27 protein-coding genes are annotated in these 22324 nt (G+C 71.0%); 11 read left to right on the top strand and 16 right to left on the bottom strand.

Annotation, left to right across the window (positions count from 1 at the left end):
- Positions 1-13 precede the first annotated feature (13 nt).
- Together VV01_RS04125 and VV01_RS04120 are read left to right on the top strand one after the other, a co-directional pair.
- Positions 14-625: a hypothetical protein gene (locus VV01_RS04125; protein ID WP_050668788.1), complete on the top strand. Its 612-nt coding sequence runs from the start codon at positions 14-16 to the stop codon at positions 623-625.
- Positions 626-712: 87 nt separating this feature from the next.
- The gene (locus tag VV01_RS04120; protein ID WP_157508730.1) at positions 713-1369 is read left to right on the top strand and encodes a DcrB/PsbP domain-containing protein; all 657 of its coding nucleotides are present in this window, start codon (positions 713-715) and stop codon (positions 1367-1369) included.
- 21 nt (positions 1370-1390) lie between these two features.
- Here the strand turns inward: VV01_RS04120 and VV01_RS04115 are convergent, their stop codons facing one another.
- A complete protein-coding gene (locus VV01_RS04115) occupies positions 1391-2962 on the bottom strand; it encodes a threonine/serine exporter family protein (protein ID WP_157508729.1) in 1572 nt (523 codons plus the stop codon).
- A 115-nt stretch (positions 2963-3077) separates the two neighbouring features.
- On the opposite strand from VV01_RS04115, the gene VV01_RS04110 reads away from it, so the two are divergent.
- Positions 3078-4592, top strand: coding sequence for an aminopeptidase P family protein (locus VV01_RS04110; protein ID WP_050668785.1), 1515 nt, complete (start codon positions 3078-3080; stop codon positions 4590-4592).
- A 58-nt stretch (positions 4593-4650) separates the two neighbouring features.
- Here the strand turns inward: VV01_RS04110 and VV01_RS04105 are convergent, their stop codons facing one another.
- Complete coding sequence (locus VV01_RS04105; RefSeq protein ID WP_050668784.1) at positions 4651-5166, bottom strand: general stress protein; 516 nt, start codon at positions 5164-5166, stop codon at positions 4651-4653.
- A gap of 92 nt (positions 5167-5258) precedes the next feature.
- The gene (locus VV01_RS04100; protein ID WP_071606506.1) at positions 5259-6002 is read right to left on the bottom strand and encodes a L,D-transpeptidase family protein; all 744 of its coding nucleotides are present in this window, start codon (positions 6000-6002) and stop codon (positions 5259-5261) included.
- A 475-nt stretch (positions 6003-6477) separates the two neighbouring features.
- On the opposite strand from VV01_RS04100, the gene VV01_RS04095 reads away from it, so the two are divergent.
- The 5 genes from VV01_RS04095 to VV01_RS04075 all read left to right on the top strand — a co-directional run bounded on the left by VV01_RS04095 (position 6478) and on the right by VV01_RS04075 (position 10611).
- Positions 6478-6963, top strand: coding sequence for a hypothetical protein (locus VV01_RS04095; protein ID WP_050668782.1), 486 nt, complete (start codon positions 6478-6480; stop codon positions 6961-6963).
- A 54-nt stretch (positions 6964-7017) separates the two neighbouring features.
- Positions 7018-8319, top strand: a complete 1302-nt coding sequence (locus tag VV01_RS04090) for a magnesium transporter MgtE N-terminal domain-containing protein (protein ID WP_050668781.1) — start codon at positions 7018-7020, stop codon at positions 8317-8319.
- A 27-nt stretch (positions 8320-8346) separates the two neighbouring features.
- On the top strand, positions 8347-8961 hold the full coding sequence (locus tag VV01_RS04085; RefSeq protein ID WP_082220808.1) for a DUF1003 domain-containing protein: 615 nt from the start codon (positions 8347-8349) through the stop codon (positions 8959-8961).
- A gap of 34 nt (positions 8962-8995) precedes the next feature.
- Entirely contained in the window at positions 8996-10132 is a 1137-nt protein-coding gene (locus tag VV01_RS04080) for an Mrp/NBP35 family ATP-binding protein (RefSeq protein WP_050671706.1), read from the top strand.
- A 77-nt stretch (positions 10133-10209) separates the two neighbouring features.
- Positions 10210-10611 (top strand): GNAT family N-acetyltransferase, encoded by a 402-nt coding sequence (locus VV01_RS04075; RefSeq protein ID WP_082220807.1) that lies wholly within the window; start codon positions 10210-10212, stop codon positions 10609-10611.
- 34 nt (positions 10612-10645) lie between these two features.
- On the opposite strand, the gene VV01_RS04070 is transcribed toward VV01_RS04075, so the two are convergent.
- The 6 genes from VV01_RS04070 to sigE form a co-directional block, all read right to left on the bottom strand.
- A complete protein-coding gene (locus VV01_RS04070) occupies positions 10646-11071 on the bottom strand; it encodes a TIGR03667 family PPOX class F420-dependent oxidoreductase (protein ID WP_050668779.1) in 426 nt (141 codons plus the stop codon).
- Positions 11072-11129: 58 nt separating this feature from the next.
- Positions 11130-11582: a CoA-binding protein gene (locus tag VV01_RS04065; RefSeq protein WP_050668778.1), complete on the bottom strand. Its 453-nt coding sequence runs from the start codon at positions 11580-11582 to the stop codon at positions 11130-11132.
- A gap of 43 nt (positions 11583-11625) precedes the next feature.
- Positions 11626-12018 (bottom strand): Sec-independent protein translocase family protein, encoded by a 393-nt coding sequence (locus tag VV01_RS04060; RefSeq protein ID WP_231635148.1) that lies wholly within the window; start codon positions 12016-12018, stop codon positions 11626-11628.
- A gap of 32 nt (positions 12019-12050) precedes the next feature.
- On the bottom strand, positions 12051-13085 hold the full coding sequence (locus VV01_RS04055; protein WP_231635146.1) for a S1C family serine protease: 1035 nt from the start codon (positions 13083-13085) through the stop codon (positions 12051-12053).
- 306 nt (positions 13086-13391) lie between these two features.
- Entirely contained in the window at positions 13392-13964 is a 573-nt protein-coding gene (locus VV01_RS04050) for an anti-sigma factor family protein (RefSeq protein ID WP_197274985.1), read from the bottom strand.
- A gap of 5 nt (positions 13965-13969) precedes the next feature.
- Positions 13970-14629, bottom strand: coding sequence for an RNA polymerase sigma factor SigE (sigE, locus tag VV01_RS04045; protein ID WP_050668775.1), 660 nt, complete (start codon positions 14627-14629; stop codon positions 13970-13972).
- A 145-nt stretch (positions 14630-14774) separates the two neighbouring features.
- Here sigE and VV01_RS04040 point away from each other — a divergent pair, with 145 nt between their 5' ends.
- Positions 14775-15407 carry an O-methyltransferase gene (locus tag VV01_RS04040; protein WP_050668774.1) on the top strand — a complete coding sequence of 211 codons (633 nt, stop codon included), beginning with the start codon at positions 14775-14777 and terminating at the stop codon, positions 15405-15407.
- Here the strand turns inward: VV01_RS04040 and VV01_RS04035 are convergent.
- Positions 15404-16630, bottom strand: coding sequence for a glucose-1-phosphate adenylyltransferase family protein (locus VV01_RS04035; protein ID WP_050668773.1), 1227 nt, complete (start codon positions 16628-16630; stop codon positions 15404-15406). The two genes, VV01_RS04040 and VV01_RS04035, sit on opposite strands and share 4 nt — an antisense overlap.
- 88 nt (positions 16631-16718) lie before the next feature.
- Positions 16719-16886, bottom strand: coding sequence for a DUF3117 domain-containing protein (locus VV01_RS22180; protein ID WP_071606277.1), 168 nt, complete (start codon positions 16884-16886; stop codon positions 16719-16721).
- Between the two features lie 175 nt (positions 16887-17061).
- Between VV01_RS22180 and VV01_RS04030 the strand changes: the two genes are divergently transcribed.
- Both VV01_RS04030 and VV01_RS04025 read left to right on the top strand, forming a co-directional pair.
- The gene (locus tag VV01_RS04030; RefSeq protein WP_050668772.1) at positions 17062-17886 is read left to right on the top strand and encodes a PaaX family transcriptional regulator; all 825 of its coding nucleotides are present in this window, start codon (positions 17062-17064) and stop codon (positions 17884-17886) included.
- Between the two features lie 27 nt (positions 17887-17913).
- The gene (locus VV01_RS04025; protein WP_050668771.1) at positions 17914-18705 is read left to right on the top strand and encodes an enoyl-CoA hydratase/isomerase family protein; all 792 of its coding nucleotides are present in this window, start codon (positions 17914-17916) and stop codon (positions 18703-18705) included.
- A gap of 172 nt (positions 18706-18877) precedes the next feature.
- Here the strand turns inward: VV01_RS04025 and VV01_RS04020 are convergent, their stop codons facing one another.
- Genes VV01_RS04020 through VV01_RS04000 form a run of 5 tightly spaced genes read right to left on the bottom strand, consistent with a single transcriptional unit; the run spans position 18878 to position 22300 of the window.
- Positions 18878-20146, bottom strand: coding sequence for a hypothetical protein (locus VV01_RS04020; protein WP_231635145.1), 1269 nt, complete (start codon positions 20144-20146; stop codon positions 18878-18880).
- A 4-nt stretch (positions 20147-20150) separates the two neighbouring features.
- Complete coding sequence (locus tag VV01_RS04015; RefSeq protein WP_050668770.1) at positions 20151-20738, bottom strand: DNA-3-methyladenine glycosylase I; 588 nt, start codon at positions 20736-20738, stop codon at positions 20151-20153.
- Positions 20735-21181: an SRPBCC family protein gene (locus VV01_RS04010; RefSeq protein WP_050668769.1), complete on the bottom strand. Its 447-nt coding sequence runs from the start codon at positions 21179-21181 to the stop codon at positions 20735-20737. Before VV01_RS04010 ends, VV01_RS04015 begins: the two co-directional genes overlap by 4 nt.
- Before the next feature lie 5 nt (positions 21182-21186).
- Complete coding sequence (locus VV01_RS04005; protein WP_050668768.1) at positions 21187-21498, bottom strand: DivIVA domain-containing protein; 312 nt, start codon at positions 21496-21498, stop codon at positions 21187-21189.
- A gap of 46 nt (positions 21499-21544) precedes the next feature.
- Complete coding sequence (locus tag VV01_RS04000; RefSeq protein WP_050668767.1) at positions 21545-22300, bottom strand: LOG family protein; 756 nt, start codon at positions 22298-22300, stop codon at positions 21545-21547.
- Between the last annotated feature and the right edge of the window lie 24 nt (positions 22301-22324).

Genomic DNA, 22324 nt, shown 5'->3' with positions numbered 1-22324 from the left:
CTCGGAGGAACACATGTCAGACCAGTACCCCGCCGACCAGCCGCAGGCCGGCTCGTCCCCGGTCCCGCCGCCGCCCGCACCGCCGGTCGAGGGCCAGTACCCCGCAGCGCCCGGCTATCAGAGCGCCCCGCAGATCTCCGGAGGCTTCGCAGCACCCGGCGCGGACGTGGCGCCGCCGAAGTCGATCGTCAAAGCCGTCAAGCTCATGTACGTCGGGGCCGCACTCTCCCTGCTCGGCATCGTGCTCTCGTTCGTGCAGAAGGGCGAGATCGAGGACCAGGCGCGCGAGCGCCTCCAGGAGGACGGCAAGTCGCTCAGTGACCTGGACTCCATCGTCAACGTCGCGATGATCTCCTCGGTCGTCTTCGGGCTGATCGGCGCCGCGCTGTGGATCGCGATGGCCAAGACCAACGAGGCCGGCAAGTCGTGGGCCCGCATCGTGGCGACCGTGCTCGGGGCGCTGGCGATCCTCAGCTTCCTCGGGACGTTCGCGCAGGGCACGGCGACTCCGCTCAGCGTCGTCGTCTCGCTCATCTCGTTGGTCCTCGCGGTCGCCATCCTGATCCTGCTGTGGCACAAGGACTCCTCGGCGTACTACGCGGCCAAGTCCGCACCTCGTCACTGAGCCCGAGCCGGGTGACGACCCGGCGGTGTACGACGCGCGCCCCGGCCCTGCACTGCGGGGCCGGGGCGCTGACGTAGCCTCCTGGGCGTGAGAACTCGTCGGTATGCACGGGCCCTGGTGCCCCTCGCGGTCCTGCTCAGCGCAGGCTGCTCGCAGACCAGCGGCTCCGACCCCAGCAGCGTCCCGCCGGCGTTGCCGACGACCCTGGACCAGCCCTCACCGACGAGCCTGACGACCAAGCCCACGCTGGGCGCCGTCCCGGCCGCCGACCGCTCCTTCGGGGTGCTGCCACCGAGCGGCTGGATCAACGACACGGCCCGGGAGCGAGGCACCATGCTCTACCTGCGCGCTCCGCAGCCGACCCGCAACGTCTACCCCTGCTTCACCGTGGTCAAGACCACGATGAAGGAGCCGCCGTCGCTGGACGAGCTGGTCAACCAGGGCATGATCGCCCAGCGCCAGAAGGGCTCGACCGTCACCAAGCTCGCGAGCCGCAGCATCGGCGGGGCTCCGGCCGAGGGCTACACGATCGCGCGCGTCTCGCAGGGTTTCCAGGTGTCCCAGACGCAGTACTACGTCCTCAACGGCACCCAGGTGGTCGTGACCACGATGACCTCCGCCGCCCAGGACAAGGCTGCGGCCACCAGCACGCAGGAGGCGATCCTCGCGTCCTGGTCGTGGGGTGCTCCCCTGGCCCCCAAGCCGACGACGGCTCCGAGCTCGACACCGTCGAGCAGCCGCTGACGCCCCGCGCAGGGAGGCTGCTCAGTCGCGGGTGTCCGCCACCGAGCGGCGCAGGATGCGGCGCTGCACCCGGTCGGCGCGCAGCAGACGCAACGGCAGGGCACCGAGCGAGATGCCGCCGGCGAGCGCCAGTCCGAGCGCGGCCGCGGTGATGAGTGACCCGACGCCCTTGGCCGGGTCGGACGCGGAGTGCACGAGCTGGTAGATCCCGTTGAACAGCGAGAGACCGGGCAGCAGCGGGATGATCGCCGCCGCCGTGACGGCCAGTGAGGGCACGCGGTAGCGCACGGCGACGAGCTGGGCCACGGCACCGGCAGCGACGGCCGCCACGAACGTCGCAGGGATCGCAGCGAGGATGCCGTGGTCGGAGCCGGTCTCCTGGTGCAGCGCCTTGCTGTCGAACCACGTCGGCGGTGCGGCCCACATGTTGGTGGCCCAGTACATCAGCCAGGAGAACGCCGCCACGCCCATCGCGAACAGCGTGCCGCGCAGCCCGGTGTAGCTCGCCACCGAGTGCGCGGCGGCGATCATGGCCGAGGCCGCCATGCCGAGCACCAGGCCAGGAGTGAGCGTCACCGACGCCGCCGTGAACGGCATCTGCACCTCGAACCGCTGGGCGATCGCGAGCACGGTGGTGATGCCGGTCGCGACGCCGACCGACAGGATGACGACCTCGAACGTGCGAGCAGCCGCGGTGAGGTAGTAGCCGTCCAAGGTCTCCAGGGCCGCGCTGACGACGGCCAGTCCCGAGAGCAGGACGACGATCGTCGTGGCGATCAGCGCGGACAGGTTGTTGAGCCCGAGCTCGGCGCGTTGGCTCTGCGGGACCACGGTCCACAGCAGGACCACGACGGTCGTCGGGATGGCCGCGCCGACCGCCTGGGTGAAGAACGCCGAGACGCCCCGCAGCGAGATGAACCGCTGGACCCGGTCGATCACCATCGAGATGACGAGCGACAGCAGCACCAGCGCCCACGATCCCTCGAGCAGGGTCGTGATCGCGGCGCCGAGCAACCCGATCGCCACCGTCACGACACCGCGACGGTAGGGGTGGTGCACCGCGAGGATGCGCTCGAGACGGTCCTGCGCCGCACCCACCTCACCGGGGTCCTCGACGACGTCGCGGACCAGCGTGTGGATCGCCTCGAGCCGGCCGTAGTCCGCCGCGAGCGCGGGCACGATGCGCATGACGGTGAGCGGGTCACGCATGACGCCACGGTGGTAGGACACGGTGATCGAGGTATAGGTGACGTCGACGTGCACCGAGCGCACGCCGTACGCACGGGTGAGGCGCAGGACGGTCGCGGTCACGTCGGAGGCGGAGGCGCCCGTCGCGAGCATGGTCTCGCCGACCCGCAGCGCCAGGTCGATGACGGATCGGGAGTGCCACTCGGTCAGACCGTTGTCGTCGCCGCGGATGCCGATCGGCACGGTCGGCGGAGCCTTGGCGCGCATGACGCGCTGCGCTCGACCGCGCAGCTCACCCGGCACCGGGCGACGCGCGCGCTGGGGCTTGCCCTGCAGCTCTCCGGGCATCCGCCGACGCGGCCGCTGCGGCGGCTGGGACGGCTCGGCGCTCGGATCAGTGGGCACGACCGTCACTGTGCTGCACCGTGGCGACCCGCTTCAAGTCGCCGGCCCGATCGCCGCATCAGGTGCGACGAGTATTACTTCGAAATCGAATGTCATTCGGTGAGAGGATGGTCCCGTGAGTGAAGAGCAGCAGAAGCCCGAGCACCGCAGCCGACCCACCAGCCAGGCGTTCCGCGACTTCGTCGCCCAGGGCTGGGCCCCTCGTGACACGACGCCACCGCAGCGTGCCGAGGTCGCCGAGTACGCCGCGCGCCGCCGTGCCGAGATCTCCTCGGCCTTCCCCGGCGAGCGCCTGGTGATCCCCGCGGGAGGGCTGAAGGTGCGCAGCAACGACACCGACTACGTCTTCCGTCCGCACAGCGCGTTCGCCCACCTCACCGGCCTGGGCGCCGACCGCGAGCCGGACGCCGTGCTCGTGCTGGAGCCGCAGACCGACGACGACGGCAACGACGCCGGGCACGAGGCCGTCCTGTACTTCCGTCCGCTCGCCGGCCGCGACAGCGAGGAGTTCTTCGGCGACTCCCGCTACGGAGAGTTCTGGGTCGGCGCGCGCCCCACTCTCGAGGACGTCGAGGCCGAGCTCGGAGTCAGCGCCCGGCACGTCGACGAGCTGCCCGACAGCATCGCCAAGGACGCCGGCGCGACCACGGTGCGCGTGGTGCGCGAGGCCGACAGCGACGTCAGCGCGCTGGTCGACCGAGCGCGGACGACCGAGGCGCAGACCGACGAACGCACCGAGCGCCAGCGCGAGGCCGACGCCGAGCTCGCCCGCCAGCTGTCCAGCGTGCGGTTCGTCAAGGACGAGTGGGAGATCGGCCAGATGCGCGAAGCCGTCGAGGCGACCGCGCACGGTTTCGAGGCCGTCATCGCCGACCTGCCCGAGGCGATCAGGCGCGGCCGCGGCGAGCGCTGGGTCGAGGGCGTCTTCGGCCTCTATGCCCGGCACGAGGGCAACGGCGTCGGCTACGACTCGATCGCCGCGTCGGGCGACCACGCCAACACCCTGCACTGGATCAAGAACACCGGCGACATCAAGGAGGGCGACCTGCTGCTGCTCGACGCCGGCGTCGAGGTCGACTCGCTCTACACCGCCGACATCACCCGCACGCTGCCGGTGAGCGGTCGGTTCAGCGAGGCGCAGCGCAAGGTGTACGACGCGGTCTACGCCGCGCAGGAGGCCGGCATCGCAGCGGTCAGGCCCGGAGCGAAGTTCTCCGATGTCCACGCTGCCGCCATTCGCGTGATCGCCGAGCACCTGCACGCCTGGGGGCTGCTGCCCGACGGCGTCGGCGTCGAGGACACCCTCGACCAGGAGAACGGGCAGTACCACCGGCGCTGGATGGTGCACGGCACCTCGCACCACCTCGGCATCGACGTGCACGACTGCGCGGCGGCCCGCCGGGAGGAGTACATGGAGGGTGAGCTCAAGCCCGGCATGATCCTCACGGTCGAGCCGGGGCTGTACTTCAAGTCCGACGACGAGCTGGTGCCGGACGAGCTGCGCGGCATCGGCGTCCGCATCGAGGACGACGTGCTGGTGACGGCCGACGGCCACGACAACCTGTCGGGCTTCATGCCGCGTTCGGCCGACGAGGTCGAGGCCTGGATCGCGCGGATCCAGCAGGGCTGACGTCGCAGACATGAGGAAGGGCCGGGCATCCCGAGGGGTGCCCGGCCCTTCGTCGAGCTCAGTGCGTGAGGTCCGGTCCGGCGCCGGGACGACCGGCGAGCAGGTCGCGGGCCTGCTGAGCGAGCTTGTGCTCGACCAGGACCTCGTACTTGGTCGCGATGACCTGGGTGACGGAGGTGAAGTCGCGCTGGCCGCGCGAGACGGCGTACCCGATCGCCGCCCACACCGCACCGAACACGGCGCCGAAGATCACGGTGGAGATGACCATGGCCGCCGTGCCGTCACCATCGCTGAACAGCGCGAAGATCAGGCCCACGAACACACCCAGCCAGATACCGGAGAGGGCGCCACCGAGCAGCACGCGCCCCCATGTGAGGCGACCGGTCACGCGCTCGACCTGCTTGAGCTCGGTCCCGACGATCATGCAGTTCTGCACCGGGAACTCACGGTCGGAGAGGTAGTCGACGGCCTGCTGGGCGTCGGCGTACTCGTCGAAGACCCCGAGCGACATGGGGTACTGCAGGGCCAGACCTGAGGCGGGCGGGCGCATCGGTGACATTCCGGGGGTGCTCATGGCCGTGAGTCTTCCACACCGCGGCGCCGGGGTACGACTCAGGGGCTGCGCCGGTCCCCCACCAGCGCAGCCCCTGGGCCGTGGTCCGATCCTCAGTAGACGTTGACCGTGGCACCGATCTTGAGCGAGCCCCGCGCGATGATCTTGTCCTGCGCAGCCGTGCTCACCCGGCAGCAGCCGTGCGAGGCGTTGTACGGCGGGATGCTGGTCGAGCCGTGGACCGCGATGCCGCCGTTGAAGAACATCGGACGGTAGAGGTCACCGAGCGAGCCGGAGTACCACCCCGGCACGTAGCGGAAGACCTTGAACGTGCCGCTCGGCGTCCGGCCGTCGTACCAGCGGCCGCCGCTCTCGAACGGCTTGTTGGCCCCCGTGCTCGTGTTGATGCACATCTGCATGCCCACGCTGTCGCGCACGAACATCAGCTGCTTGGCCTTGTCGACCTCGATGCGGGTGCCGCTGTAGCGCGAGCGCGGACGCTGGCGCAGGTTGACCTTGGCCCAGGTGCTCGGGCCGACCACGCCGTCACGCGAGAGCCCCCAGTACTTCTGGATCGCCCACACGGCCTGCTGCGTGAGGTGGCCGAACGAGCCGTCGATCCCGCCGAGCCAGTAGCCGGCGCCGGCGAGCTTGTTCTGCAGGTCACGCACAGCTGCGCCGCTGCTGCCCCGGCGCAGCTCGGGGTAGGTCGCGGTGAGCAACGCCGGCGCGCTGCGGTGCGGCGCCCCTGCCGCCGCGTCCGCGCGTCCGGCAGCGGCGATCCCGATCGCCCCCGTCGCCCCGACGACGGCCGCTCCCTGCAGCGCGCGACGCCGGTCGATCTCGATGCTGGTCATCATGTGCCCCTCTGGAGTTGGCAGTCGGCCTGGCGCCGACCGTCTGTGGCCGACGGGCCTCCCCAGCCCGTCAGTCCCCATGACGCGCGAGCGCCCGGTGACGTTGTCCTGATGGACAGGTTTTGCTGACCGTGTCCATACCGTGACCTTAATGAGTAGATCTCGGCGCCCCTGATACGGCGCCGGGCAGCAGAAAGCCCCCTGCCTGTCGGACAGAGGGCTCGTGTGCGTAGGGGCTCAGCGGCGGCCGAACCGGCGACGCGAACGCTCGGTGCGGTACTTGTCCATCGCCTTCACCAGGGCATACCCGCCGTTGGTGTAGTTCGAGGTGGTGTTCAAGGCTCCTCCTCCCAGGATCTCGGTACTCATCTCGCTCAACGCTTGCTCGCCAGTTTATATTTCGAACTCGAAAAGTTTCCAATCGTACGACCGTGACGTCCATCACCCGCGGCGCGCGCAGCCGTACGATCCCCGCATGAGCTCCGCAGCGGTGACACCTTCTGCCCCGCCGGCCTCGGACCGCCTGGTCGGTGAGGCCCTGAGCAAGTCGGCGATGCTGTGGATCCGTACGCCCGAGCGCACCTGGCCGGTCTGGCACGCCCACAGCGAGGGTCGCGCCTACGTCGTGTGCGGCCCTGGTGAGCAGTCGCTCCCCGATCCGCTGCCGGAGGTGGTCGAGCTCGTGCTGCGCGCCAAGGACAGTCGCGCGCGTCTGCTCACCGTCCCCGCGATGACCCATCGCGTACGCCCCGAGAGCCCCGAGTGGGAACCTGCGGCCACCGCGCTGCAGAGCGCCCGGCTCAACTCCCCGGTCGCCCATCACGACCTCCCGCAGCACTGGGCCGAGCACGCGCGCGTGCTGGCGCTGGTGCCTGACACGGCTCAGGCAGAGGTGGGCGCAGCCGGTGAGGAGGGCTCCGGCGCCGCGCCGCCACCGCCGTCGGGCGCCACGACCCGCTGACCCGACACGGCGGGGCGCGCAAGCCCGCGCGCACCGGTGGATAACCTGTGCCCGATGAGCATGACCCGCGTCTTCGTGGCCCGGATGGCCGGGCTCAAGGTCTTCGACCCCCTGGGTGACCAGGTGGGTCGAGTTCGCGATGTCGTCGTGACCTTCTCCGGGCCGCAGCGAGCGCGCGCCATCGGACTGGTGACCGAGGTGCCCGGGCGTCGCCGGGTGTTCGTCCCGATGACCAGGGTGACCTCGGTCGATGCGGGCGCGGTCATCACGACCGGTCTCGTCAACATGCGCCGGTTCGAGCAGCGTGCCAACGAGACACTCGTGTGCGCCGAGGTCCTCGACCGCGGTGTGGTGGTGCACTCCCCCGACGGCGACTACGAGGGCGTGGTCGAGGACGTCGCCATCGAGCAGAACGCCCGTCGCGACTGGATGGCCGTCAAGGTGTTCGTCCGACAGCGCGGGCACACCTCGACCGCGACGCGTGCGGTCTCCCGGCTGACCCGTCGCCGCGCCGGCGCCACGGCCCTCGTCGACATCGCCGACGTGACGGGCCTGCACGAGCAGGCCGCCGCCCAGAGCGCCGAACGCCTGCTCGAGACCTACGACGACCTGCGCGTCGCCGACCTCGCCGAGGTCATCCACGACCTCAACCCCAAGCGTCGGGCCGAGGTCGCCGCGGCCCTCGACGACGACAAGCTCGCCGACGTCCTCGAGGAGCTCCCCGAGGACGACCAGGTCGAGATCATCGTGGGCCTCGGCACCGACCGTGCCGCCGACGTGCTCGAGGCGATGGAGCCCGACGACGCCGCCGACCTGCTGGCCGACCTGCCGCCCGAGCAGGCCGAGGAGCTCCTGCAGCTGATGGAGCCCGACGAGGCGGCCCCGCTGCGCCGACTCCTGGAGTACGACGAGAACACCGCCGGCGGTCTGATGACGACCGAGCCGGTCATCCTCGGTCCGGAGGCGACGATCGCCGAGGCGCTCGCCCTCGTACGCCGTGAGGAGATCGACCCCGCCCTGGCGGCCTCGATCTACGTGTGCCGACCACCGATCGAGCCGCCGACGGGACGCTACGTCGGCATGGTCCACACGCAGCGGCTGCTGCGTGAGCCCCCGCACACCTCGGTGGGCCAGGTGGTCGACAAGACCGTCGAGCCCATCCCTCCCGATGCGCCCCTGGGCCAGGTCACCCGCACGCTCGCGACGTACAACCTGGTCGGCGTTCCCGTGGTCGACGAGGACGGCCGACTCCTCGGCGCCGTCACCGTCGACGACGTGCTCGACCACATCCTCCCCGACGACTGGCGCGAAGAACGTCACGAGATCAACCGGGGCGCCCGGCCCAGTCCGACCTGAAGCTCGACCTGACGAAGGAGGTGGCTCATGACCGAGCGGACCACTGACGACCGCGCCCGCGAGCGCGACAAGGGCTCGAAGTCCGAACGCACCCGGCTGCGCTCCGGCGGCAGACGCGAGGTCAGCCGCCTCGACCAGCCACGCGAGCTGCGTCGGGCCCTGCTGCCGCGAGTGCCGATCAGTAACGAGCGCTTCGGGGTGCTCAGCGAGAAGTTCGCGCGCTTCATGGGCACCGCGACCTTCTTGATCTGGATGACGATCTTCGTCGCGGTCTGGCTGGCCTGGAACACCTTCGCGCCCGAGGCCGCCCAGTTCGACCCGCGCTCGCTCAACTACACGCTGCTCACGCTCATCCTCTCGTTGCAGGCGTCGTACGCCGCTCCCCTCATCCTGCTCGCGCAGAACCGCCAGGACGATCGCGACCGGGTCGGGCTCGAGCAGGACCGCGCCCGCGACGAGCGCAACCTCGCCGACACCGAGTTCCTCACCCGTGAGGTCGCCTCGTTGCGACTGGCGATGCGCGAGACCGCGACGCGTGACTTCGTCCGCTCCGAGCTGCGTTCGCTGCTGGAGGAGATGGAGGACCGGGGCTACCTGCGTACCGAGGACGACGACGAACGCGAGGACCGACCCACCGCGTGAGGGGGTCGTCCTACGGCGACCTACCATGGAGTACATGTCTGCAGCACCCACCCAGGACGCTGTCCTGGCCGCACTCGCCACCGTCGACGACCCCGAGATCAAGAAGCCCATCACCGAGCTGGGCATGGTCGAGTCGGTCGACATCACCGAATCCGGCCACGTCACGGTGACGGTGCTGCTCACGATCTCCGGCTGTCCGCTCAAGGCGACGCTCACCGAGCGCACCACCCAGGCCGTCCAGTCGGTCGAGGGCGTGACCGGCGTCGAGGTGCGTCTCGGCGTCATGACCGACGAGCAGCGCGCGGCTCTCAAGGAGCACCTGCGCGGCGGTGCCGCTGAGCGCGAGGTGCCTTTCGCCAAGCCCGGTTCGCTCACGCGCGTGTACGCCGTCGCGTCCGGCAAGGGCGGCGTCGGCAAGTCGTCGGTCACCGTCAACCTCGCGGCCGCGCTGGCCGAGCAGGGCCTGTCGGTCGGCGTCGTCGACGCCGACGTCTACGGCTTCTCGGTGCCGCGCATGCTCGGCGTCGAGCAGCGCCCGACGCAGGTCGACGACATGATCCTGCCGCCGATCAGCCACGACGTGAAGGTCATCTCGATCGGCATGTTCGTCCCCGGCAACCAGCCGGTCGTGTGGCGTGGACCGATGCTGCACCGCGCCCTGCAGCAGTTCCTCGCCGACGTGTTCTGGGGCGACCTCGACGTCCTCCTGCTCGACCTGCCGCCGGGCACGGGTGACATCGCGATCTCGGTCGCTCAGCTTGTCCCGGGCGCCGAGATCCTGGTCGTCACCACGCCGCAGCAGGCCGCCGCCGAGGTCGCCGAGCGCGCGGGCGCCATCGCTCTGCAGACCAAGCAGCGTGTCGCCGGCGTCATCGAGAACATGTCCTGGCTCGAGCTGCCCGACGGCACCCGCCAGGAGCTGTTCGGCGCGGGCGGCGGTCAGACGGTCGCCGAGAGCCTCACCCGTTCCATCGGCGCTCCGGTGTCGCTGCTCGGTCAGATCCCGATCGACGTGCGCCTGCGCGAGGGTGCCGACGCCGGCACTCCCGTCGTCCTGGGTGACCCGACGAGCCCGGCCGCTGTCGCGCTGCGCGGCATCGCCAAGGGGCTCGGCACCCGCTCGCGTGGTCTCGCCGGCCGGTCGCTCGGCCTGACCCCCGCGGGCCGCTGAACCCGCCGCTCCCGATCGTCCGGGCCGACCTCGACGACCCGCGGCTCATCGCGTTCCTGCAGGCGCACCTGGCCGACATGGAGCCGACCGCTCCGCCGGAGAGCCGGCACGCCCTCGACCTCGCGGCCCTGCGCGACCCGTCCGTACGCCTGTGGGCCGTGCACGGCGCCGCTGGCGTCCTCGCGACGGGAGCCGTGAAAGACCTCGGTGAGGGTCACCACGAGCTCAAGAGCATGCGTACGGACCCGGCTAGCCGCGGGCAGGGCCTCGGCTCGCGGATGGTGCGCCACCTGGTCGCCGACGCACGATCGCGCGGGGCCCACCGCATCTGGCTCGAGACCGGCAGCATGGACTTCTTCGCCCCGGCCAGAGCGATGTACGCCCGTGCCGGGTTCGTCGAGTGCGGCCCGTTCGGGTCCTACGTGCCCGACCCGCTCAGCACGTTCATGACGCTCGACCTCGTCTCGGCCGGTCAGTGACCCATCGGGCGGTCGCGCACCACCGACGTGAGGGTCAGCGCCAGCCGGTGAGGCGCTCGGGGCCGATCCTGATGAGCGTCGAGTACTCCTCGTGGAAGGCGTCCGCCGACATCTGCAGCTCGCGGTAGCCCGAGGCGTACTTGGTGTCGTACGCCGTCCGCTCCGCTGCGCTGAGACCCGACTCGTCCACCCGCGCCGTGCCGCTGAGCACCTGGACGTCGTTGCCGTCCCCGCCGAAGTTGAAGTTGACCGCCACACGAGCACCAGCAGCGATGTTGCGCAGCTTGCGGGCGCTGGGCTGACTCAGCACCAGGAGTTCCTGCCCGGTCCACAGGAACCACACGGGAGTCGGCTGCGGGCGTCCGCCCGGTGAGACCGTGGTCAGCCAGATGCTGATCTCGCTCTCGAGCCGTTCGAGGGCGCGCGGTCCGACGCCGGCCCGCAGGTCGACCGCGCTCATGCGAGGCCCCCGCGAAGTATCCGGAGGAGCGGAGCGGAGGAGGAACGTCGTGGGGTGATCATGCTGTCCTCGTCCCGGCGCTGTTGGGCCCCAGACGCGGCCACTCGATCGCCGGGCACCGGTCCATGACCATGTCCAGACCTGCTTCGGTGACCCGGTCGTACGCCGCCTCGTCGATGACGTCGAGCTGGAACCACACCGCGTCCGCCCCGATCTCGACCGCCTGGTCGGCGACATCACCAGCGAGCTCGGAGCGGACGAACACGTCGACCACGTCGACCGGGAACGGGATGTCGGCGAGGCTGGCATAGCCCTGCTCCCCGTGCACGGTCTCGGCCTTGGGGTGCACCGGCACGATGCGCTTTCCGTTGCGCTGCAACAGCTTTGAGACGCCGTAGGCGGCCCTTCTCGGGTTGTCGGAGAGTCCGACGACGGCCCAGGTCTCGCTCTCGGCGAGGACCTTGCGGATCACGGCCGGGTCGCCCCATCGCGTTGTCACGTCGTTGGTCATGCTCGTGGAACGTCGGCGCAGGTGGGCGACATTCCACGGTGGCTCAGGTCGCCTCGAGGTCCCACGGAGTCATGCGATCGGGGTCGTACGTCTGCCCGAACGGCGGGGCGTACGTCGGCGCCGGCTCGGAGGTCGCCTCGGGTCCCGCATCGGCATCGACGGCGTCGGGAGCCGGGTCGGCCGGCTCGTCGAGCAGCGCCTGGCGGACGATCTTGCGGGGGTCGTACTGGCGCGGGTCGTACTGCTTCCAGTCGACGTCCTGGAACTCCGGACCCATCTGGTCCTTGAGCTGGCTCTGAGCGCCCTCGGCCATGTCACGCGCCTGGCGGATCCAGCCGCGCAGCTTGGCGACGTACTCGGGCAGGCGGTCGGGACCGACGACGAGCATCGCCAGCACGAGCAGCCCGAAGAACTCCCAGGTGTTGATCCCGAGCACCGATCAGACCCCCTGCGGGCGTTGCGGTCGTGTCATCCCGTGGCTCCTGCCAACGTCACTGCGACCGTGCGTTCCTGGCCACCGGACCGTACCAACAGGCGCACCGTCTCTCCCACCTGCCTGGCACGGATCGTCACGATGAGCTGGTCGGGCGAGGTCACACGGCGCCCGTCGATCTGCACGATGATGTCGCCCTCCTTGAGCCCGGCCTTGGCGGCGGGGCCACCCGCACTGACCGCAGGCTGACCGTCGCCACCGCCGAGACGCGCCCCCTCGCCGGTGTAGGACTGATCGACGTAGGCGCCGATGATCGGGTGCTCGGCCTTGCCCTTGCTGATGAGCTGCTCGGCGGTACGGCGCGCCTGGTCACCCGGGATCGCGAAGCCCACGCCGATGTTGCCCGACCCACGCGAGCTGCTGCCCGGCACCCGCGCGATCGCAGTGTTGACCCCGACGACGCGCCCGGCGCTGTCGAGCAGCGGGCCACCGGAGTTGCCGGGGTTGATGGCCGCGTCCGTCTGGATCGCGTTGATGTAGGACCGCTGGTCCTGGGTGCCGCCCGGTGAGACCGGACGGTCGAGCGCACTGACGATGCCGGTCGTGACGGTGTTGTCGAGTCCCAACGGTGAGCCGACCGCGATGACCGGGTCGCCGACCGTCGTCGCCCCCGTGCGGAACGGCACCGGCGACAGACCGGTGCGGTCGACCTTGACGACGGCGAGGTCGTACGACGCGTCCTTGCCGACCAGCCGAGCGGGCACCTGGGTGCCGTCGGAGAACGTCACGGCGATCTTGCCCTGGTCACCGCCCGCCGCGACGACATGGTTGTTGGTGACGATGTAGCCGTCCGCGCGCATCACGAAGCCCGACCCCGTGCCGCCGGACTCCTCGCCGGCGTCGGCGACCTCGAGCGTGACCACGCCGGGGAGGGCAGACCTCGCGACCTCGGCGACACCCATCGGCCTCGCGTCGGCGACGGTGGCCGCCGACCCGTCGTCCTGCGCGGCGCCGATCAGAAAACCGACGGTGCCGCCAGTGGCACCGGCGACCAGGGCAAGTGCTGTCACAGCCGCACCCGCAGCGAGCACGCTGCCAGCGCGGGGTCGGGCCGCAGGGCCGGGCCGCTGCTGCGCCGTCGGCGGTCCGAAGGCCGGGCCGTACGGAGGCTGGGGGCCGAACGGCCCAGGTTGCGGCCCGGGTGGGCCTGGGCGGGGTCCCGGAGCAGGCGGGCCCGGACGGCTCGCGGGGGCGGACGTGGGCACGTCGACGGGGCCGGTGCGTTCGATGCTGATCGGCTGCGTCGATCCCTCGGCAGGATCGGGGCGCCCGCCGTCATCAGTCATGGAGCAGATTGTGCCGCAGCGCTGAACCGCTCACGGCACCCGGACCGACGCCCGGACGTGGAGCGCACGGGGGTCCGGGATCTGCACGGCGTCGTCGGCGTCGCGTTCGGCACGCGCCACGGCGGCGGGCACGACCCCGCCTGCCGGCGCTGTGTCTGCGCCCGGGGAGGTCGTGAGCCGCACGCTCGCGGGCATGTTGACTCCGCCTGTGCTCGCCGCGCGCGACGGAAGGCTGACCACGACCAGTGACACCCCGACACAGCCGGCCACGGCGACCAGCGCCAGGAGCATCGGGTGCTGCCGGACCGACTCGTACTGCGGGGGCGCGTCGCACATCACGAGTGACGGCGTACGGCGCGGGGCCGGTGCAGGAGGGATGGGCGCCTCGTCGGCCAGGCCGAGCAGACCGGCCATCAGGTCCTGCTGCCGACGCGGGTCGGGTCGGAACGCCCGCAGGCTCTCGACCAGTCGTCGTTCCTGCTCGACCTGTGCGCGGCACATCGTGCACACCAGCAGATGACGCTCGACGCGCAGCGTCCGCTCAGCGTCGAGCAGGCCGTCCACGTAGTCGTGGACCGCCTCGCCGAGGTGATGAGCGCGCACAGTCATCATCCTGCCCCAGGAATCACGCGTCCTGAAGTGAGGGACGGCCCCGAGCTCACCGGGGTGCGCGTGGGACGCGGTGCCGGAGCCCGGTGCGCCAGGGCCTCACGCAGCTGGGCGCGGCCACGGTGGATCCGCGAACGCACCGTGCCGAGCTTGATGCCGAGCGTGGTCGCGATCTCGTCGTAGGACAGCCCCTCGATGTCGCACAGGACGACGGCGGCCCGGAACTCCGGTGCAAGAGCGTCCAGCGCACGCTGCACGTCGTCGTCGAAGTGGGTGTCGGCGTACTGCTGCTCGGGGCCGGCCTCACGGCTGGGCAGCCGCGCAGCGGCGTCGTCGGCGAGCGCGTCGAACCGGATGCGCTGCTTGCGACGCATCTTGTCGAGGAAGACGTTGGTGGTGATGCGGTGCAACCAGCCCTCGAAGGTGCCCGGCCGGTAGGAGTGCAAGGAGCGGAAGACCCGCACGAAGACGTCGTGGGTGAGATCTTCGGCGTCGTGGACGTTGCCGGTCAACCGGTAGGCGAGGCGGTACACGCGAGCGGAGTGCTCGGTGACGATCTCTTCCCAGGTCGGCGGCTCCCACCCGGGCGGGGCCTGGTCGGGCACCTCGGTGCGGGTCGGTCGCACGGGCGCAGCCTGTGTGGCGCTGCTGCTGGACATGGGCTCACCTCTTCCGGGCGCGACGCCCCCGCGTCGCCCGAGACGCCTTGGCCTCGTCACGCCATCCTGGCGCGGCAACCTGGACGCCACCTGGGCAGAACCTGGGGTGCGCCCGACCTTGTCGGGCGCGACTACAGTCGTCGCCATGAGCACCATGAAGCCTGCAACGTGGGCCTACGCCGAGGAGTTCCCCCACGAGCCGGAGGTCATCGAGGCGGCTCGTCGGCGCGGCAGCGAGCTCGGCTGCCCGCCCGTGTCTCCCGGCACCGGTGCTGCGCTGTCGATGCTCGCGGCTGCCGTGGCGGCGCGCGCCGTGGTCGAGATCGGCACCGGCGCAGGCACCTCCGGCCTGTGGTTGCTGCGCGGCATGCCGGCCGACGGGGTGCTCACCACGATCGACATCGAGCCCGAGAACCAGCGTGCGGCCAAGCAGGCGTACGCCGCCGCCGGCGTCGCCTCGCAGCGCACCCGCACGATCTCCGGCAGCGCCCTGGACGTGCTCCCTCGCCTCGCGGACAACGCCTACGACCTCGTCCTGGTGGACGGGCACAAGCCGGAGTACCCGCGCTACGTCGAGCAGGCGATCCGACTCCTGCGTCCGGGCGGCGTCATGGCCATCGACAACATGCTCTGGCACGACCGGGTCGCCGATCCAGCGGTGCGCGACGAGACCACGGTCGTGCTGCGTGACCTCGGCAAGCAGCTGCGTGACGACGAGACGCTCACGGTCGCGCTCCTGCCCGTCGGCGACGGACTCCTGACCGCCGTCAAGCGCTAGACCCGCCGGTCCGGCTCGACGCGCGCACCGCCGCTCACGGTGTGCCCGGCCGCGACCCGAGAACGCGCACCGATCAACGTGATCCGGTCCGTCGGCACCGGCCGGGTCCGCGGGCGACCACCGACACGGGCGCTGCGCCCGACGGTGACGTGCTCGTCGACGATCGTCCACGAGACCTGTGCACCGGCACGAATCACGGTGTCCTGGAACACGATCGAGTCGGTGACCTCCGCACCGCGCTCCACGACCACACCCGGACCGAGGACGCTGCGGCGCACGGTCCCCTCCACGCGTGCGCCGTTGCTGACGAGGCTGTCGACGACCTGGGCGCCCTCGACCACCCGCGCCGGCGGTCGTTGCGGCTGCTGGGTGAGCACGGGGCGGTCGGACCTGAACACGTCGACCTTGCCCGCGATGAGGTCTCGGTGGGCCTGCAGATAGGTCTCGGGCCGTCCCACGTCCATCCAGTAGCCCGCCATCGCGTGCGCGACGGTGCGTCCACGGTCGACGAACCATGGCACGAGGTGCTCACCGAAGTCGCCCAGGCCGGTGTCGCCCTCCTCCGCCTCGTGGGTGGTCCTGCGCTGCAGCTCTTCGAGACCCTCGACGAGCAGGCGCGCGTCGTACGCGAACACCTCCGTGGCGATGACCGAGGTCCGGGGATCGTCGGGTTTGTAAGCGAAGTCGGTGACGCGGCCTGCGTCGTCGGCCTCGACGGTCGCGTGCGCGGACGCCTCGGACCGGCTGCAGGTCGTCGTCACGATCGTGCACTCCGCGTTGGAGGCCCGGTGCGTCGCGAGCACCTCGGTGTAGTCGAGCTCGTAGACGTGGTCGGCACTCATCACCAGCACGACGTCGACGTCCGCCCGCCGGATCTGATCGCGGATGCGGAAGAGCTGATCGGCGTTGCCCGTCGCGAACCCGTCCTCCTCGGCGGAGTCCCGCGACTCCTGCGGGAAGACCAGGCGCAGCCCTCCTCGGGTGCGGTCCAGGTCCCAGGGGCGGCCGTTGGCGACGAGGTCGTCGAGCGAGCCGGCTTCGTACTGCAGGCACAGCCACACGTCGTCGACGCCGCTGTGGTGCAGGTTGGACAAGGGGAAGTCGATCAGCTGGTAGGTCCCGGCGAACGGCAGTGCTGGCTTGGCCCGGCGGTGGGTGAGGACCTCCATGCGTGATCCCTGGCCTCCGGCCTGGACCACGGCGAGGCATCGCGACACGGTCATGCTCCGATCGTGCCTCACACCGCCTCTGAACGCGACGAACCCCGGCCCTCTGCAGGAGGAGCCGGGGTCCGGTCGTACTGAAGTGGCGTCAGCCGATGCAGCCCTTGATGGCCTCACCGAGCGCGGCGGCCTCTTCGGCGTTCATCTCGACCACCAGTCGCCCGCCACCTTCGAGGGGCATGCGCAGCAGGATGCTGCGGCCCTCCTTGGTGACCTCGAGGGGACCGTCACCGGTCCTGGGCTTCATCGCCGCCATGGGGAACTCCCTTTCGCATCGCGTGGTCCGCTGTCTGAACGCATCACCACGCGGAGGTTGCCTGCCTGCTGGGTGCCCAGCTGATGCGCTCAAGTGCTGGCCTATTATCGCCTGCCGCGCCGCCGGTGGGAAATCCCGGGGTGGCCGGGATCGCGCGTCGGGCAGACTGGGGCCCATGCACGCCCGCTCCGCCGTGTTCGACCTGTACGGCGATCACCTCGCCGAACGCGGCGGCTGGGCTCCCATCGCCGCCGTCGTACGCCTGCTCGCGGCTGTCGACGTCGCCGCTCCGGCCGTGCGCACCGCGGTCTCGCGGCTCTCGCGCGAGGACTGGCTGGAGCCCCAGGAGCGCGACGGAGTTCGCGGATACGCCACCACACCCCGCGCTCAGCGCCGTCTGCGCTCGGCCTGGGACCGCATCTACCGCACCGCTCCCGCACCGTGGGACGGCTCGTGGCACGTCGTCGTGGTCGAGCACGTCGCCGACCGCAGCCGCCGCGACCGCATCACCGCCTCGCTCGGCTATCTCGGCTACGCCCGGATGGCGACCGACACCTGGGTCGGGCCACGCCGCAGCGATGAGCTCGACACCGCCCTCGAGGGGCAGCGCACCCGCAGCTTCTCCGGTCGGCTCGACGGCGACGGCGCCGCACTGGCCCGTGACCTGTGGGACCTGCGGGGGCTGTCGCGGGCGTACGACGGGTTCCTGCGCTCGGCCGAACGGCTCACCGGCCGCGTCGACGACCTCGTGCGACAGCCGGAGGAAGCCTTCGCCGTACGCACCACCTTGGTCCATGAGTGGCGCAAGTTCCTGTTCGACGACCCCGGCCTGCCACCGGAGGTGCTACCGGACGACTGGGCCGGGCACGCGGCGGCCGAGAGGTTCGACGAGCTGACGCGCGCGCTGCGCCCGGCGGCGTCGGCGTACGTCGACGCGTGTCTCGTCGGCGACCCCGACACCGTCCAGCAGACACCCGCAGCCCTACAGTCGTCCGACTGACCGCGCCCACCCGAAGGAGCAGCCTCGATGTCCGATGCGCCCGTGCTCGTGACCCGCGACGGCGGCGTCGCCACCGTCCGGCTCAACCGCCCCGACGCGATGAACTCGCTCGACGTCGCCACCAAGGAGTCGCTGCTCGCCGCGCTGCAGCAGGTCGCTGACGACGCGGAGGTACGGGTGGTCGTCCTCACCGGGTCGGGGCGGGCGTTCTGCGTCGGCCAGGACCTGAAGGAGCACGTCGGGCTGCTCAAGTCCGGCTCGGAGGCGTTGTTCGCGACCGTTCCCGAGCACTACAACCCGATCGTCACGCTGGTCGCGGAGATGAACAAGCCGGTCATCGCCGCGGTCAACGGCGTCGCGGCCGGTGCGGGCGCTTCTCTCGCGTTCGCGTCCGACCTGCGGATCGTGGCCGACACGGCCGGCTTCAACATGGCGTTCACGGGCATCGCACTGTCGTGCGACACCGGCGCCTCGTGGACCCTCCCCCGCCTGATCGGCACCGCGAAGGCCAAGGAGCTGCTGCTCATGCCTCGCACGGTCAAGGCCGACGAGGCGCTCTCCTTGGGGCTGGCCACGCGCGTCGTGCCGGCGGACGAGCTCGATGCTGCCGTGGCCGAGCTCGCCGCGACGTTGGCGGCCGGCCCGACGGTGGCGTACGGCTCGGTGCGCCGCGCCGTCGACCACTCCGCCTCGCACGACCTCGAGCAGTCCTTGGCGTACGAGGGTGAGTTGATGACGCTCACCGGCAAGACCCAGGACCACGCCGACGCCGTCGACGCCTTCCTCGCCAAGGAGAAGCCGACCTTCCACGGCCGGTAGCCCCACCGCCCGGCCTGCGAGCCCGGCCGGAGGAGGAGTCGAGGGCCAGACGGAACCGCTGATCTGCGACGCCGAACGAAGGAGGAGATCAGCGAGAAGAAGCCGCTGATCGACGATGCCGGCTCGGCGGAGCCTGCGACGCCGAACGAAGGACGAGATCAGCGAGAGGAAACTAGATCGGGTTGTCGGCGGGAGGGATGAACCGCAGGAGCTCCCAGCCCCACCAGACCTGCCACCCCAGCCCGAGCAGCACGAGCACGACGGTGCGCAGGCCGACGAACCGGTAGACCCGGGACCGCTCGTCGTCCGGTGCCCAGCCTCCGCCGACCATGACGACGGCGAGCGGGAACACGAACAGCAGGTAGCGGTAGATGCTCGTCCACGGGTCGAGGACCGCGCCGAGGTAGAGCAGGTAGCCGAGCGTCCAGGTGCGCATCGGAGCGCCCAGCCCGCGCGCCCAGGGGCCCAGCATCGCGACGAGCATCGCGACGACGAACGCCAGCAGCCAGAACCGTCCCCAGAAGTCGCCGAGCGCGACCGCCGAGTTGTGCCACCACGGCTGGAACGCGTGCACCTCACCGCCCACGCGCCAGGTGCCCATCGTGTCGGTGTACGCCGTCGGGCTGCCGGTCTGCGACCAGGCGATGGCGGGCCACATCAGCCCGGCGAGCCCGCACGCGACCAGCGTGCTGAGCATGCCGCCCCAGTCACGTCGGGAGATCGGCCGCTCGGACCGGTCGCGCCAACGCAGGACCACCACGACCAGCGCGACCAGCCCGAGCGGCAGCGCGATCGGACGGGTGAGGCCGGTGAGCAGCGCGAGAGTCGCCGCCACCGCCCACTGCTCACGCTGCACGGCGAGCAGGAACCCGCACAGCAGCAGCATCGCGAGCGACTCGGTGTAGGCCATCTGCAACGTCGGGGAGGGCGGCGAGGCGGCGTACACGCAGACGGCCGCGAGCGCGACGGCCGGGCCGACCTTGTCGCGGATCAGCACACCCATGACACCCGCAGCGGCTGTGCCGAGGACGAGCGACAGCATCGACCCGACCACGCCGAAGGGCAGGCCGGTGATCGACATCAGCAGTCGGGTGAGCTCGGGGAACAGCGGGTAGAACGCCCACTGGTTCTGCTGGAGCGCGCCGTCCTGCACGGGCAGCTGGTCGGGGTAGCCCTCGTTGACGATCGTCTCGTACCAGCGACCGTCCCACATGCGGGTCATGTCCCAGTACGTCGTCGTGCTGCCGCTCTCGGGGCCGAAGGGGACGCCCTCGGGCACCTGGTGGCGCGCCAGCCAGATCATCAGGACCGCCGACAGCAGACGGAACAGCAGGTAGGACCCGATCACCAGCGGCAGGAACCGCCGGGCGAGCAGGTGCGCCCGCTCGGTCGTCTCGGCCACGCGGCCGCTGCGCTCGGCGCCCAGCACGGCTGTGCTCATGGTGTCAGTCCCCCGCACCGAGGAAGCAGCCGAGCAGGTGGTCGTCGACCACCCCGCAGGCCTGCATCGCGGCGTACATCGTCGTGGGCCCCACGTGCGCGAAACCCGCCTTCTTCAAGGTCTTGGCCACAGCGACCGACTCAGGTGTGGTCGCCACTGCGTCGGCGAGCGTACGCGGCGGGTGGTGCACAGCCGGACGGTGGGACCAGAACACCGCGTCCAGACCACCCTCGTCACGCAGGCGTACGACGGCGCGCGCGTTGGTGATCGCCGCCTCGATCTTGCGTCGGTTGCGGACGATGCCTGCGTCGTTCATGAGCCGCTCGACGTCGCCCGCGCCATAGCGGGCGACGGTGTCGGCGTCGAAGTCGGAGAACGCCGCCCGGAAGGCCGGGCGCTTGCGCAGGATCGTGATCCAGGACAGCCCGGACTGGAACGCCTCGAGGGTCAGGCGTTCGTACAGAGCGGACTCACCGTGGACCGGACGGCCCCACTCCTCGTCGTGGTAGACGAGGTAGTCGGGCGTGGAGCCGGCCCAGGCGCAGCGGGGCCGCCCGTCAGGGCCGATCACGATGCCGTCTGCGGACGTCATCGGCTCTGCTCGGCTTCTCGGACGAGACCGTCGACCACGCGCGCGAAGAGCATCCGGGTGGGCACGGTCGCCACCGGTGCGGTCAGGCGTCCGAGCCAGGCCGGCCGCGGTCGGACGTCCTCGTCCCACTGCACTCGTGAGCCGGCTCCGGTCGCCGTGATCTCCAGCCGCCCGAACCCGCTCAGGACACGGCCGGTCTTGGTGAGCAGCGCGACGCCCGGGCGTTCGCGCGACGGAGGCTGCCAGATGTCGACACGCATGGTGTCGTGCACCTCGAGCGGGCCGAGCCGGGTGATCGCGTCGACCACCTGACCCACGCCCGGCCGCCCGGTGACCTCGAGGCGGCTGAGGGGGACGTACGCGCCGTGGCGAGGCCAGTCGACGAAGACCTCCCACAGCCGCTCGGCGGCCACGGGACTGGTGCGGACGATCTGGACCGGCACGGAGATCAGTCGGTCGACAGCGAGCGCGTGCGCCCGTCGACCTCGGAGCGCAGCTGCTCGATCTCGCGGTCGCGCGACAGCAGCTCGTCGCGGAGGCGGTCGATGACGCCGTCGACCTGGGTCATGCGGTAGCCCCGCAGGGTCTGGTCGAAACGGAGCTCGTCGAGGTCGGCGTCGGTGATCGGCCCCGCCGGCAGCGGCTCGAAGGGCGTGGTCGTCGTGGCGTCGTCCATGCCGGTCACCGGGATACGGCCGATGACGACGCCTGTGGCCAGGCCGATCACGATCAGCAGGAGCGCGAGGAGGACGACGATCACGCGACCGAGGATAGGTCACGGCTCTGACGGCCGGGTCGGCCTCGCGTCATTCGGGGCGACCTGCGGCCGCACGTCGCTCGTCGTTGGACGACACGATCAGGTCGACCGCCTCTCGAGGGTCGTCCACGACGTGGAGCCGCTCGACGTCGGCCTCGCTGATCATCCCGTGCGCGAGCAGGCTGCCGCGCAGCCAGTCGATCATCGGCGTCCAGAAGTCGCTGCCGAGCAGGACCACCGGAAAGCTCGTGACCTTCTGGGTCTGCACGAGGGTGATCGCCTCGAACAGCTCGTCGAGCGTGCCGAACCCGCCGGGCAGCACGACATAGCCCTCGGCGTACTTGACGAACATCGTCTTGCGCGCGAAGAAGTAGCGGAAGTTGACGCCGAGGTCGACGTAGGGGTTGAGGCCGTTCTCGAAGGGCAGCTCGATGCCCAGCCCGACGCTGGTGCCGCCCGCCGCCATGGCGCCCTTGTTGGCCGCCTCCATCGCGCCCGGACCGCCTCCGGTGATGACGGCGTACCCCGCCTCGGCGATCAGCCGGCCGACCTGCTCACCGAGCGCGTAGTACGGCGAGTCGACCGGCGTCCGGGCGGAGCCGAAGACGCTGATCGCCGGGCCGAGCTCGGCGAGCGCGCCGAACCCCTCGACGAACTCGCTCTGGATGCGCAGCACCCGCCACGGGTCGGTGTGCAGCCAGTCGGAGGACTCGGCGTTGTCGAGCAGTCGCGCGTCGGTGGTGGTGCCCGGCACGCGGTCTCCGCGCAGTGTGGTCGCGCCCTTGCGGTACTCGCGGGTGGTCATGGGTGGCCCTCTCGGTCGGAGCGG

Source organism: Luteipulveratus halotolerans, from assembly GCF_001247745.1.
In the GTDB taxonomy this organism is placed as follows: Bacteria; Actinomycetota; Actinomycetes; order Actinomycetales; family Dermatophilaceae; genus Luteipulveratus; species Luteipulveratus halotolerans.
The sequence above is the reverse complement of the archived record's forward strand: the minus strand, read 5'-3'. Positions and strand labels throughout refer to the sequence as shown.